General features: G+C 66.3%; 11 protein-coding genes. 8 read left to right on the top strand and 3 right to left on the bottom strand.

Annotation, left to right across the window (positions count from 1 at the left end; translation table 11 throughout):
- Window positions 1-11 precede the first annotated feature (11 nt).
- Window positions 12-1,058 (top strand): glycoside hydrolase family 5 protein, encoded by a 1,047-nt coding sequence (locus ASC93_RS20165; protein ID WP_082548192.1) that lies wholly within the window; start codon window positions 12-14, stop codon window positions 1,056-1,058.
- Window positions 1,059-1,084: 26 nt separating this feature from the next.
- Here the strand turns inward: ASC93_RS20165 and ASC93_RS20160 are convergent, their stop codons facing one another.
- The 3 genes from ASC93_RS20160 to ASC93_RS20150 form a co-directional block, all read right to left on the bottom strand.
- Window positions 1,085-2,299 (bottom strand): MFS transporter, encoded by a 1,215-nt coding sequence (locus ASC93_RS20160; protein WP_056446519.1) that lies wholly within the window; start codon window positions 2,297-2,299, stop codon window positions 1,085-1,087.
- Window positions 2,300-2,368: 69 nt separating this feature from the next.
- On the bottom strand, window positions 2,369-4,456 hold the full coding sequence (locus tag ASC93_RS20155; protein WP_056446516.1) for a 3-hydroxyacyl-CoA dehydrogenase NAD-binding domain-containing protein: 2,088 nt from the start codon (window positions 4,454-4,456) through the stop codon (window positions 2,369-2,371).
- 83 nt (window positions 4,457-4,539) lie between these two features.
- Window positions 4,540-6,198, bottom strand: a complete 1,659-nt coding sequence (locus ASC93_RS20150; protein ID WP_056446513.1) for a 3-(methylthio)propionyl-CoA ligase — start codon at window positions 6,196-6,198, stop codon at window positions 4,540-4,542.
- A 241-nt stretch (window positions 6,199-6,439) separates the two neighbouring features.
- On the opposite strand from ASC93_RS20150, the gene ASC93_RS20145 reads away from it, so the two are divergent.
- The 7 genes from ASC93_RS20145 to ASC93_RS20115 all read left to right on the top strand — a co-directional run bounded on the left by ASC93_RS20145 (window position 6,440) and on the right by ASC93_RS20115 (window position 12,481).
- Window positions 6,440-7,903, top strand: a complete 1,464-nt coding sequence (locus ASC93_RS20145; RefSeq protein WP_082548218.1) for a YdiU family protein — start codon at window positions 6,440-6,442, stop codon at window positions 7,901-7,903.
- Between the two features lie 33 nt (window positions 7,904-7,936).
- Entirely contained in the window at window positions 7,937-8,329 is a 393-nt protein-coding gene (msrB, locus tag ASC93_RS20140) for a peptide-methionine (R)-S-oxide reductase MsrB (protein WP_200958379.1), read from the top strand.
- Between the two features lie 19 nt (window positions 8,330-8,348).
- The gene (locus ASC93_RS20135) at window positions 8,349-9,008 is read left to right on the top strand and encodes a septation protein A (protein WP_056446507.1); all 660 of its coding nucleotides are present in this window, start codon (window positions 8,349-8,351) and stop codon (window positions 9,006-9,008) included.
- The gene (locus ASC93_RS20130; RefSeq protein ID WP_056446504.1) at window positions 9,005-9,280 is read left to right on the top strand and encodes a BolA family transcriptional regulator; all 276 of its coding nucleotides are present in this window, start codon (window positions 9,005-9,007) and stop codon (window positions 9,278-9,280) included. Before ASC93_RS20135 ends, ASC93_RS20130 begins: the two co-directional genes overlap by 4 nt.
- 117 nt (window positions 9,281-9,397) lie before the next feature.
- Window positions 9,398-10,189: a peptidyl-prolyl cis-trans isomerase gene (locus tag ASC93_RS20125; protein WP_056446502.1), complete on the top strand. Its 792-nt coding sequence runs from the start codon at window positions 9,398-9,400 to the stop codon at window positions 10,187-10,189.
- Window positions 10,190-10,290: 101 nt separating this feature from the next.
- Entirely contained in the window at window positions 10,291-11,070 is a 780-nt protein-coding gene (locus tag ASC93_RS20120) for a peptidyl-prolyl cis-trans isomerase (RefSeq protein ID WP_056446498.1), read from the top strand.
- 100 nt (window positions 11,071-11,170) lie between these two features.
- Window positions 11,171-12,481, top strand: coding sequence for a GDSL-type esterase/lipase family protein (locus ASC93_RS20115; RefSeq protein ID WP_056446495.1), 1,311 nt, complete (start codon window positions 11,171-11,173; stop codon window positions 12,479-12,481).
- Window positions 12,482-12,628: the final 147 nt, after the last annotated feature.

The following is a 12,628-nucleotide window of genomic DNA, read 5'->3' as shown; positions in this document are numbered from 1 at the left end:
TGGAGACTCTCATGCCCACGCTGCCGCGCCGCGCCGCCGTCACGCTCGTCCTCGCCGCACAGGCGGTCCTGGCCGCCGATCCGCCGCCCAACCCGCCGCCCGCGACGTCGCAGTTCAAGGACATCGACGCGCACGAGCAGGTACGCCTGATGGCCCGCGGCGTGAACGTCATCGGCTACGACCCGTTCTGGCGCGACGGCGCCCAGGGCAACTACAAGGACGAGCACTTCGCGAAGATCAGGGCGGCCGGCTTCTCGACGGTACGCGTCGTGCTGTTCGCGTTCCGCGCCCTCGATGCGCAGGACCGGCTCGATCCGAAATGGCTGAACCGCCTCGACTGGGTGGTCGCCACGGCGACGAAGCACGGCCTCAACGTGATCATCGACGAGCACGACTTCGAGGACTGTTCGAAGGACGCCGCCGCCTGCCTGCCCAGGCTGAAAGCCGTCTGGAGCCAGCTGGCGGAACGCTACCGCAACGAGCCGAACACCGTCGTCTTCGAGCTGCTGAACGAACCGCACGGCCAGTTCGACGCGGCCACGTGGAACGCCAGCTTCCCGCAGGTGCTGGCCGTGATGCGCAGGACGAACCCCACGCGCAACGTCATCATCGGCGGCGTCCGCTGGAACAGCCGCGACACGCTGAAGGACATGCGGCTGCCGGCCGCCGACAAGCACCTCATCGCGACCTTCCACTACTACGATCCGTTCCCGTTCACGCACCAGGGCGCGTCGTGGGCCGCTGAACCGATCCGGTCGACCACGGGCATCCGCTTCGGCAAGCCGGCGGAGATCGCGCGCATCGACCAGGACTTCGCGGCCGTGAAGGCATGGAGCGACGCGAGCGGCCGCCCCGTCTTCCTCGGCGAATTCGGCGCCTACGACAAGGGCGCCATGGACGACCGCGTGCTGTGGACGTCGACCGTCGCGCGCACCGCGGAAAAATACGGTTTCGCGTGGGCGTACTGGCAGTTCTCCAGCGACTTCGTGCTGTACGACTTCAAGCGCGACGATTTCGTGCGGCCGATCCTGGACGCGCTCGTGCCCCCGGCCCGCTGACCCCGCGCGAGACGGGGCCGGCGGGACTACTCGACGCGTTGGGCCGCCCGCGCCACGGCGCCGGTTCCCCACGTCCGCATCCGGTTCGCCGCCCACGCGGTGAGGATCGCCCCGGCCAGCAGCACGAGCCGCGTGTCGATGAGCGTCAGCACCGCGCCCGCCGCCGCCATCAGGATGTTCGCGAGGCAGAACGTCGTCGACAGCAGCCCCATGACGGCGCCCTGTCCGTGGCCGCCGCCGAAACGGTCCGCGGCCCACGCCTGCACGACGGCGTTGTAGAACGCATGCGGCAGTCCGAAGGCCATGATGCCGACGAGCCCCACCCACAAGTGCCCGACGCCCAGCGACCCGATGGCCAGCGCGACGCACGCCGCGAGCCAGGCGGCGCGGCGCATCGGCTCCGTGCGGCTGGCGCGGCCCGCGAACAGCGCGGAACACGTCATCAGGCCGCACATCCCCACGTTGACGAGGGCGATCGCGCGGGTGTCGTAATGGCCGATCTCGACGAGCCACAGCGGATAGAATTCGTAGAACGCGGTGACGCCGCACGTGTACGCGAGCTGCACGCCGAACAGCGCGCGCAGGCCGTCGTGGCGCAGCAGGTTGAACGCATGGCGTTCGCGCGCGACGCGCCACCACGACGGCCCGGCCGCGCGCGGCTTGCGCTCCAGCGCCACGCCGACGAGGAGCGCGCCCAGCGCCAGCGCGCCGGCCGCGATGTAGAACGGCACCGTGATGCCCCACGCGATCGTGAACCCGGCCAGCAACGGCCCGAACAACCAGCCCAGGTGCAGCGCGCCGTTCAGCCACGACAACGCATGGTTGCGCAGCGGGCCTTGCAGGCGGTCGGCGAGCATCGCGCGCACGATCGCGCTGTGGCCTTCCAGCAGGCCGGTGCCGAAACGGGCGGCGAGGAACAGCGGATACGAGCGGCTCGCCAGCGCCCATGCCGTGAGCACGTGGCCGACGGCGGCGCCGGCGGCCGTCACGAGCAGCAGCGGCCGGCGTCCGTAGCGGTCGGACAGCGACCCGAGCACCGCGGTGCCCAGCAGCAGGCCGACGGGGTTGACCATCAGCGCCAGCGCGAACAGCAGTTTCGGCGGCAGGCCGAGGAAGTGCGTCAGGCTGTCCGGCGCGCCGTTCACGAACAGCGGCGGGAGGATGGGGTAAGGGAGCGACGCGCCCGTCGTGGACAGGAGTCCGAGCAGGCAGGCGGTCGCGATCAGGAGGGCGTTCTTCATGTCGGCTCGGTCGTCGCGTTGATGGCTAGCCTAGCACGCGTCGCACCCTCCTTGCAGCAGGGCCTTTCTTCAGCCGTTGAAGGTCTTGCCTTCCCGCGCCAGGCGCACGAGCAGCGGCGCCGGCGTCCACGCTTCGCCATGGTAGCCGCGCGCATAGTTCTCGACCGCGGCCAGCACCGCGGGCAGGCCCACGGTGTCGGCGTAGAACATCGGGCCGCCGCGGAACAGCGGGAAGCCGTAGCCGGACAGGTACACCATGTCGATGTCCGACGCGCGCAGCGCGATGCCCTCTTCCAGGATCTTCGCGCCCTCGTTGACCAGCGCGTAGACGAGGCGTCCGACGATCTCCTCGTCGGAAATCGCGCGGCGTGCGACGCCCAGCGCCTGCGAGTGCTTCACGATCATGTCGTCGACCCACTTCGACGGCTGCGGCGTGCGGTCGCCCGGCTGGTAGTCGTACCAGCCGGCGCCCGTCTTCTGGCCGAAGCGGCCCTGTTCGCACAGCAGGTCCGCCGTCTGCGAGTACTTCACGTCCGGCATCTCGACGGCGCGGCGCTTGCGGATGTACCAGCCGATGTCGTTGCCGGCCAGGTCGCCCATGCGGAACGGGCCCATGGCGAAGCCGAACTTCTCGACGGCCGCGTCGACCTGCTGCGGCAGCGCGCCCTCGTCCAGCAGGAAGCCGGCCTGGCGGATGTACTGCTCGACCATGCGGTTGCCGATGAAGCCGTCGCACACGCCGGACACCACGCCCGTCTTCCTGATCTTCTTCGACAGCGCCAGCGCCGTCGCCAGCACGTCCTTGCCCGTCGCCGCGCCGCGCACGATTTCCAGCAGCTTCATCACGTTGGCGGGGCTGAAGAAATGCAGGCCGATGACGTCCTGCGGGCGCGCCGTGAACGACGCGATGCGGTTCAGGTCCAGCGTCGACGTGTTCGACGCGAGGATCGCGCCCGGCTTCATCACCGCGTCCAGCTGGCGGAACACGGTCTCCTTCACGCCCATGTCCTCGAACACGGCTTCGATGACGATGTCGGCCTGGGCGATGTCGGCATGGTCGAGCGTGCCGCGGATGAGGCCCACGCGCTGCGCGGCCTTCTCGGGCGCCAGCTTGCCCTTCCTGACCGTGTTCTCGTAATTCTTGCGGATCGTGGCCAGGCCCTTGTCCAGCGCCTCCTGCCTGGTCTCCAGGATCGTGACGGGGATGCCTGCGTTCGCGAAATTCATCGCGATGCCGCCACCCATCGTGCCGGCGCCGACGACGGCCGCGCTGCGGATCTCGCGCACTGGCGTGTCAGGCGGGACGTCCGGCACCTTGCCGGCGGCGCGCTCGGCGAAGAAGGCGTGGCGCAGCGCCTTCGATTCCGTCGTCTGGGTGAGCCGGATGAAGCGCTCGCGCTCGAACTTCAGGCCGTCCTCGAACGGCATTTCGACGGACGCGGCGACCGTTTCCACGCATTCGACGGGCGCCGGGAACGGCCCCGCCTCGATCTTCACGCGCGCCCGCGCGGCCGCGAGGAAGGCCGCGGCATCGGGATGCTCGACCTGGCGCTCGCGCACCTTCGGCAGCGGACGCACGTCCGCCACGCGGCGCGCAAAGGCGACGGCGCCGGCCACGAGGTCCGATCCGGCCGGCAGCAGTTCGTCGAACAGCAGCGTGCCGGCCAGCTTTTCGGACGCGACCGGCGTGCCGGTCACGATCATGTTCAGCGCGGTCTCCAGGCCCAGCACGCGCGGCAGCCGCTGCGTGCCGCCCGCGCCGGGCAGCAGGCCGAGTTTGACTTCCGGCAGCGCGATCTGGGCGCCCGGCAGCGCGACGCGGTAATTGGCGCCCAACGCCAGCTCCAGGCCGCCGCCCATGCACACGGTGTGGATCGCGGCGACGGTCGGCTTGACCGAATCCTCGACCGTGCGGATCAGGGTGTGCAGCGTGGGTTCCGTGAGCGCCCTGGGCGAATTGAATTCGCGGATGTCGGCGCCGCCCGAGAATGCCTTGCCGGCGCCCGTGATGACGATGGCCTTGACGGCCGGGTCCGCGGCTGCGCGCCGCAGCCCGTCCACGGCGGCGGTGCGCGTCGCCAGGCCGAGGCCATTGACGGGCGGGTTGTTCAGCGTGATGACGGCGACGTCGTCGATGACCTGGTAGTCGGCGCTCATGGGTCTCCTTGCGTTTGTGTGATTGACGGTGGCGACAATATAACCCGTAAAAGAACGGTCGTGTTATTTCTGGCGCGCGCCGCTCAACCGGGCAACCGATAATCGCGGAACTGTTCGCGCAACCGGTTCTTCTGGATCTTGCCGGTCGCCCCGGTCGGCAGCGCGTCCACGAACACGACATCGTCCGGCATCCAGAATTTCGCGATCCGGCCGTCGAAGAAGCGCAGCATCTCCTCGCGCGTGAGGCTCGCCCCGGGCCGCCGCACGACCACGAGCACGGGCCGCTCGTCCCACTTCGGATGATGCACGCCGATGCACGCCGCCTGCAGCACGGCCGGATGCGCCATCGCGATGTTCTCGATGTCGATCGACCCGATCCACTCGCCGCCCGACTTGATGACGTCCTTGCTGCGGTCCGTGATCTGCATGAAGCCGTCGGCGTCGATCGTCGCCACGTCGCCGGTCGGGAACCAGCCGTCCTGCAGCACGTCGCCGCCCTCGTCGCCGCTGTTGCCGCCGAAATAGCGGGAAACGATCCACGGGCCGCGCACGAGCAGGTGCCCGAACGTGCGGCCGTCCCACGGCAGTTCGCAGCCGCCGTCGTCGACGATCTTCATGTCGACGCCGAAGATCGCATGGCCCTGTTTCCGCAGGATGGCGCGCTGGCTCTCCACGGGCAGGTCGCGGTGCTTCGCCAGCAGGCCACCCGTCGTGCCGAGCGGCGACATTTCCGTCATGCCCCAGGCGTGGATGACCTTGACGCCGAGGCGGTCGATCAGCGTGTCCATCAGCGCCGGCGGGCACGCGGCGCCCCCGATCACGGTGCGCCGGAACGTCGAGAACGCGAGCCCGTTCTGCAGCACGTAATTGACCAGCCCGAGCCAGACGGTCGGCACACCGGCGGAAAACGTCACGCCCTCCGCCTCGAACAACTCGTACAGCGACTTGCCGTCGAGCGCCGCCCCCGGCAGCACGAGCTTGGCGCCCGCCAGCAGCACGGAATACGGCAAGCCCCACGCGTTCACATGGAACATCGGCACGACGGGCAGCACGACGTCGGCCGCCCCCACGTTCAGCGCATTCGGCATGGCCGACGCGTATGCGTGCAGCACGGTCGAGCGGTGCGAATACAGGGCGCCTTTCGGATTGCCCGTCGTGCCGGACGTGTAGCACAGCGATGCGGCCGCGTGCTCGTCGAATTCGGGCCAGGCGTAGTCGGTGGACGCGGCGTCGATCAGGTCTTCGTAGCACAGCAGGTTGGCGCTGTTGCTTGCGGCCGGCATGTGCGCCCGGTCGCTCATCAGCACGAACGCCTTCACCGTCGGGCAGCGCGGCGCGATCGCCTCGACCAGCGGCAGGAAGGTCAGGTCGAAGAACAGCAGCTGGTCTTCCGCATGGTTGACGATGTAGGCGATCTGGTCGGGATGCAGACGCGGATTGATCGTGTGCAGCACGGCGCCCGAGCCGGACACCGCGTAATACAGTTCCATGTGCCGGTAGCCGTTCCAGGCCAGCGTGCCGACGCGCTCGCCCGGCGCGACTTGCTGCGCCCGCAGCACGTTCGCGAGCCGGCGCGCCCGCGCTTCGCAGTCGCGCACCGTGTAGCGGTGCATGTCGCCCTCGACGCGGCGCGACACGATCTCGCTGCCGCCGTAATGCCGCGCGGCGAACCGGATGATGCTCGAAATCAGGAGTGGCTGGTCCATCATCGCGCCCATGAGCGGCGGCTGCAGGTTCGTCATCGGTCTCTCGAGGATGTTGTCGGAATATCCAGTTTCGAACGATCGTGCGGACACCGTCAATGGAAATCGATGCGGCACCGCAGCATTGCCGCCGGCGCAACATTACAAAACGGTTACGGAATGTAACCTGCATGGTTTGCGCACCGGTGAGCCCCATAGAATCCGCGCGTGTGGGGTAAAATCCGCACACCAGCCCTCATTCAGACAAGGAAGCGATATCAGCACCCGCACCGCCGACGACCTGCCGTTCGACAACTCCTTTGCCGGTTTGCCGCCCGCGTTCTACACGCGCCTGATGCCGACGCCCCTGCCCGCGCCGTACTTCGTCGCGGCCAGCGCGCCGGCGGCGCGGCTCGTCGGACTCGACCCGGCCGACCTCGCGCACGAGGACTTCGTCGCCGTCTTCACGGGCAACGACGTGCCGCAGCGCGCGCAGCCGCTGGCGGCCGTGTATTCCGGCCACCAGTTCGGCCATTGGGCGGGCCAGCTGGGGGATGGCCGCGCGATCCTGCTGGGCGACATCGCCGGGCCGGACGGGCGCATGGAACTCCAGCTCAAGGGCGCCGGCATGACGCCGTATTCGCGCATGGGCGACGGCCGCGCCGTGCTGCGCTCGTCGATCCGCGAATTCCTGTGCTCGGAAGCGATGGCCGCCCTCGGCATCCCGACGACCCGCGCCCTGATGGTGACGGGCTCGAACCAGGGCGTGATCCGCGAAACGATGGAAACGGCCGCCGTCGTCACCCGCATGGCGCCCAGCTTCGTGCGCTTCGGTTCCTTTGAGCACTGGCGCTACAACAACAAGCCGGAAGAACTGCGCACGCTGGCCGACTACGTCATCGAGACCTTTTACCCGGCACTGGCCGACGCGCCGAATCCCTACGTCGCCCTGCTCGAGGAAGTCACGCGCCGCACGGCACGGATGATCGCGCACTGGCAGGCCGTCGGCTTCATGCATGGCGTGATGAACACTGACAATATGTCGATCCTGGGCATCACGCTGGACTACGGGCCGTTCGGCTTCATGGAAGCGTTCGACGTCGACCACATCTGCAACCACACGGACCAGGGCGGCCGCTATTCGTATGCGAACCAGGTCCCCGTCGGCCACTGGAACTGTTATGCGCTGGCCAACGCCCTGTTGCCGCTGATCGGGGACCAGGAAGCGGCGCAGGCCGCGCTGGACGTGTATATCGACGCCTACGGCGAAAAGTTCGACGAACTTCTCCATGCCAAGCTCGGCCTCAAATCGACGCAAGAGAACGACCGCGCGCTGGCCGACGATATGTTCAAGCTCATGCAGGCGAACCACGTCGACTTCACACTGTTCTTCCGCCGCCTGGGCGAACTGGAGGTCGACGTGCCCCACGCGCAGCGCGACGAGGCGGATGCGCCGCTGCGCGACCTGTTCCTCGACCGCGCCGCCTTCGATGCCTGGGCCGCGCAATATCGCGACCGGCTGCGCCTGGAAGGCAGCGTGGACGCGGCGCGCCGGGTTGCGATGCACGCCGTCAACCCCAAGTATGTGCTGCGCAACTACCTCGCCCAGGTGGCGATCGAAAAGGCGCAGAATGGCGACTTCGACGAAGTGCGCAGGCTGCTGGCCGTGCTCGAGCGCCCGTTCGACGACCAGCCCGAGCACGACAGCTATGCGGCATTGCCGCCGGACTGGGCCTCCCACCTCGAAGTGAGCTGCTCATCCTGATTCCATGACGACAGAAAAATCATGACCGACAAAATGACAAAAGTGATCAAGGCGGACGCCGAATGGCGCGCCGAGCTGGACCCGATGGAATATCAGGTGACGCGCCACGCGGCCACCGAACGCGCCTTCACGGGCAAGTACTGGGACCACCACGAGCACGGCATCTACCACTGCGTGTGCTGCGGCACGCCGCTGTTCGAATCGGACGCCAAGTTCGAGTCCGGCTGCGGCTGGCCCAGCTATTTCCGCGCACTCGATCCGGACAATGTGATCGAAAAGACCGACCGCACCCACGGCATGGTGCGCACGGAAATCGTCTGCGCCGTCTGCGACGCCCACCTGGGCCATGTGTTCCCGGACGGCCCGCCGCCGACCGGCCTGCGCTATTGCATCAACTCGGCCGCGCTCCGTTTCGAGCCGGTCTGAACGAGGATAGAGTCAGCTTATGAAATTCCTGTTCGACCTGTTCCCGGTCATCCTGTTCTTCCTCGTCTATAAATTCGCGGACGGCCACCAGGACGCGGCGCATGCGCTTGCCGTCCAGTACATGGGGGGCCTGATTTCGGGCGGCAACGTCACGCCCGAGCAGGCGCCGATCATGCTGGCGTCCCTCGTGGGCATCGTCGCGACGATCCTGCAGATCCTGTACCTGCTGGCGCGCGGCCGCAAGGTCGACGGCATGCTGTGGCTCTCGCTCGGCGTCATCGTCGTGACGGGCGGCGCCACGATCTACTTCCACGACGAAAGCTTCATCAAGTGGAAGCCGACGATCTTGTACTGGGCCTTCGCGCTGGCGCTGTTCGTCGCCCAGGTCGGCTTCCGCAACAACCTGATGCGCAAGGTGATGGAAGCGCAGATCAGGCTGCCGGACGCCGTCTGGGCCAGGGTGGGCTATGCGTGGATGACCTTCTTCGCCGCGATCGGCGTGCTGAACCTCGTCATGGCCTTCATCGTCTTCAAGGGCAATACGGGCGCGTGGGTGAACTTCAAACTGTTCGGCATCACGGGCATCTTTTTCGCGTTCATCGTCGTCCAGACGCTGATGCTGTCGAAGTACATCGAAGAGCACGAACAGCCGCAAGGCCAGGGCAAGGGAGACGCATGATGAGCGAGCGCGTGGAACGCATCCGCCAGTTGCTGGACGCCGCGTTGAGCCCGTCCGTACTGGAAGTCGGCGACGATTCGCACCTGCATGCAGGCCATGCCGGCGCGGCCTCCGGCGGTGGGCATTACCGAGTGAAAATCGTTTCGGAACGCTTCGAGGGAGTGAGGCTGGTCATGCGTCATCGACTGGTATATGATGCCGTGCAAGGTATGATGCACTCCGACATACATGCCCTGGCGATCACCGCCCTCGCACCGTCCGAACAGTCGTGACGGCGCGGTTTCAGGGAGTTTTAAGTGAGTTGTAAGTAAGCTGATTCAGAATCCGCTACGCATCACAATAATTATTAATCAAATCTTCGTCCAAGCAACCCCCTCACAGGAAACAAAATGACTTTTAAGCCAGCGCGGCTACTGTTAGCCCTGATCGCTATCGCCGCATCCTTCGCATACTCGCCTTCGTTCGCACAGAACCTCGCCGTGGTGAATGGCAAGGCGATCCCCTCTTCGCGCGCCGACGCCATCGTCAAGCAGGTCGTGGCGCAAGGCCAGGGCACCGACAGCCCGCAGCTGCGTGAGGCGATCAAGAAGGACCTGATCTCGCGCGAGGTGATGATGCAGGAAGCGATCAAGCAGGGCTACGAAAAGAATCCGGAAGTCAAGGCGGCGCTGGAGAACGCGCGCCAGACCATCGTGATCAACGCCCTCGCGCGCGACTACATCACGAAGCACCCTGTGACGGACGCCGAAGTCAAGGCCGAGTACGACCGCTTCGCCAAGCAGACGGGCGACAAGGAATACCACGTGCGCCATATCCTGTTCGCGACGGAAGACGAAGCGAAGGCGGCCATCGCCAAGCTGAAAGGCGGCGCCAAGTTCGAAGACCTGGCCAAGCAGTCGAAGGACACCGGCACCGCCAACAACGGCGGCGACCTGGATTGGGCGAGCCCGTCCTCGTTCCCGCCGGAATTTGCTGCCGGCTTCACCAATCTTCAGAAAGGCGCGATCACCGACACCCCGGTCAAGACCCAGGTGGGCTACCACGTGATCAAGCTGGACGACGTGCGCCCGGCCAAGCTGCCGGCGCTGGCCGAAGTCAAGCCGCAGATCTCCGAAGCGCTGACCCAGCAAAAGCTGGCCGCGTACCAGGAAGAAATGGTCAAAAAAGCAAAGGTGCAGTAACATTGCAGCGCCGGCGGCCCAGGCTGCCGGTTTTCGTCGCCCTGGCGACTTTTCGTGTTGACTACCGGACACCACCACCGGTTTTAGATAGGATCGAATAAATGATTGTGAAGCCAGCCCGCCTGTTGTTAGCCATGACCGCGATGGTAGCCCTGCCGTCGTTCGCGCAGAACGTTGCGACCGTCAATGGCAAGCCCATTCCTGCGGCCAAGGTTGACCAGGTGGTCAAACAGGTCGTCGCCCAAGGCAAGGCAACCGATTCCCCGCAACTGCGCGAGGCAATCAAGAAGGACCTGATCGGCCGCGAAGTCCTGATCCAGGAAGCCGACAAGCAAGGCGTCGGCACCCGTCCGGACGTCAAGAACGCAATCGACAACGCGCGCCAGAGCATCATCATCAATGCGATGCTGGCCGATTACATCAAGAAGAATCCGGTCAAGGATGCGGACATCAAGGCCGAGTACGACAAGTACAAGGCGCAGGTGGGCGACAAGGAATACCACGCCCGCCACATCCTCGTCGGCACGGAAGACGAAGCCAAGCAGATCATCGCGAAGCTGAAAGGCGGCGCCAAGTTCGAAGACCTGGCCAAGCAGTCGAAGGACCCGGGTTCGGCACCGAACGGCGGCGACCTGGACTGGGCAAACCCGGCCTCGTTCGTGCCTGAGTTCTCGAAGGCCATGACCTCGCTGCAAAAAGGTCAAGTCACCGAGACCCCGGTGCACACCCAGTTCGGCTGGCACGTGATCAAGCTGGAAGACGTACGTCCGGCCAAGGTCCCGCCGCTGGAAGAAGTGAAGCAGCAGGTCGCGGAATCGCTGCAGCAGCGCAAGCTGGCTGCATACCGCGAAGAGCTGATGAAGAAAGCCAAGATCCAGTAAGCTGGTTCGGCAAGAGAAAGCGTCCCGTCCGGGGCGCTTTTTTTTGACCTATTTGTTCGACAAAACAACCAAACAACCAAACGATCAAGCACGAGACGCCATGAATTTCCGCCATTCCTCTGCCCTCATCCTGGCCGCCACGGCCGCAATGGCCGCGACGGCCGCCGCGGCCGCGCCGGCCGCGCCCGCCCTGCCCCTGTACGTCGCCCAGCCTCTCGCCGGCGCCCACGTGATGTTCGGCGACTTCGACGTCCAGCAACCGCTGACGGCCGCCGCCGGCCGCATGGACAACGATCCGAAACTGCCGGGCGCCGTCGTCGAAGCGCGCCGCACGGCCAAGGACACGACCGCCGACGCACTCGGCCTGACCTGGAAGAAAGCCTGGTTCTCGACCGTGCGCGTGGAGAGCGCCCCGCTCGACCTGCGCCCCTACCTGGCCAGGGGCACGGTGTCGTTCGACCTGAAAGTGAACGAGCTGGCGAAGGGTGGCCTGACCTACCGTGTCGATTGCGGCCATGACTGCGAGCGCAAGGTCGTGGACGTGATCGATGCCCGCGCGGCCCAGGGCAAGGGCTGGCGCCACCTGAGCTATGCGCTGTCGTGCTTCTACCGCAAGGGCGACGATTTCAGCGCCGTGACGACGCCGTTCGCGCTGGACGGCACCGGCGACGGCGACGTCGAGATCGCCAACATCCGCATCGACGCGGCCGGCAAGGCCAACGAGGCCTGCCCCGACTACCGCACCGCGAGCGTGACGCCGTCGCCGCTGAACGAATCGTGGTCGCTCGACTGGTGGATGCCGCGGCACAAGGAAAAACTGGCCGAGATCGCACGCCGCAAGGCCGCGGGCGAACCGACGGACCTCGTCTTCATCGGCGACTCCATCACGCACAACTGGGAAAAGAACGACAAGCCGCTGTGGGACGAGTTCTGGGGCAAGTATCACGCGTTGAACCTGGGCTATGGCGGCGACCGCACGGAAAACGTCCTGTGGCGCCTGGAGCACGGCGAGATCGACGGCATCCCGCCGAAGGTCGCCGTCATGATGATCGGCACGAACAACACGGGCCATCGCCACGAGGCGCCGGAACTGATCTACGCCGGCATCAAGCGCGACATCCAGGAAATCCGCAAGCACCTGCCGCGCACGAAGATCCTGCTGCTGGCGATCTTCCCGCGCGGCGAAAAGCCCGACGACGACCTGCGCCTGAACAACGAGAAAGTCAACGCGCTGCTGCCCGGGCTGGCCGACGGCAAGCACGTGTTCTTCCTCAACTTCGGCAAGGCATTCCTGGCGCCGGACGGCACGCTGTCGAAGACCATCTTCCCCGACCTGCTGCACCCGAACGGCGACGGCTACAAGATCTGGCAGCGCGAGATGCAGCCGACGCTCGACAAGCTGATGCGCTGATCGCGTGGTGCGGGATGAGCGCCGCGCGTGCATCGGACTCGCGGCGCCGGTCCCGCGGCGGACGCTGGCACAGGGCATGCATTCAGGAAGAGGAAAGCCGCGAACGCGCGCGAATACGGTACAGTACGTACATCTTTCTCGACTGGA

This window comes from Massilia sp. Root335, from assembly GCF_001425685.1.
GTDB classification, from domain to species: domain Bacteria; phylum Pseudomonadota; class Gammaproteobacteria; order Burkholderiales; family Burkholderiaceae_D; genus Telluria; species Telluria luteola.
This window is presented reverse-complemented; position numbering and strand designations above follow the sequence as displayed.